This window comes from Alteromonas sp. W364, assembly GCF_031846205.1.
Lineage (GTDB): Bacteria > Pseudomonadota > Gammaproteobacteria > Enterobacterales > Alteromonadaceae > Glaciecola > Glaciecola blandensis.
Window position 1 is genome coordinate 1 of record NZ_JAVRID010000029.1, and the last position, 725, is coordinate 725.

Annotated in this window: 1 protein-coding gene; it reads left to right on the forward strand. The window is 39.4% G+C overall.

Translation table 11 applies throughout. The features are described 5' to 3' along the window. The first annotated feature begins 13 nt into the window (after nucleotides 1-13). Nucleotides 14-430 carry a hypothetical protein gene (locus RM556_RS17315; RefSeq protein WP_311362640.1) on the forward strand — a complete coding sequence of 139 codons (417 nt, stop codon included), beginning with the start codon at nucleotides 14-16 and terminating at the stop codon, nucleotides 428-430. Nucleotides 431-725 lie beyond the last annotated feature (295 nt).

The following is a 725-nucleotide window of genomic DNA, read 5'->3' on the forward strand; positions in this document are numbered from 1 at the left end:
CGGTGATGTTTAATTGAGCTTTAAAGTAAAGCCAAGGCTTCATTTACTTACCTACTACACGCTACTGCCAAACTTTGCTTTTGCAATAGCCTTACTTATTTTAAGTCAGTTTGGGCTATCAGATAGCTTCAAGTATGGTGCATTTTTTTCAATTGCTTTAGGTTCATTTTGCTTAGCGATAATTTCACTGTTCAAAGGATTATTGTCAGAGATAGAATTTACTGATGGTCACGTAATTTACGTAACTGAATTCGGTGGCTTGGCAGATGTAGACTTATCAAAACTAGTAGCTGAAAAAAGCACAATAACTAAGAGCGCATTGGTCTTAGTTGACGCAAATGGAAATAAAGCAAATATTCAACTAAACCTATATTTTGCGGCTGATGTTGAAAAGGTGCTTACATATATTTTGGATCATATAGAAGATTAAGCCCTAGCGTCGCTCTGTCTCTCAATAGTTATCCTCAACGGTCGTTAGTCAGCTACTTTCGGGTTCGCGAGCATTTGCTGTTTAGTCTTCGCTAGTCGACATCAGTTGTTGTTTTAACGTCAAACGAGTATATTTTTACCTAAATGGTTAACGCAAGGAGGCAGTAAGTGTTTTATCAAGGTCAAGTTAAATCAACCGGTGCTAACAAACGCATCAACCTCGCTACGCTCGCGCAGGACAGTTTTCTGGTTGGGACTATGCCCACCCAAAAAACTGCCCGTTATGCGGGGTGTTA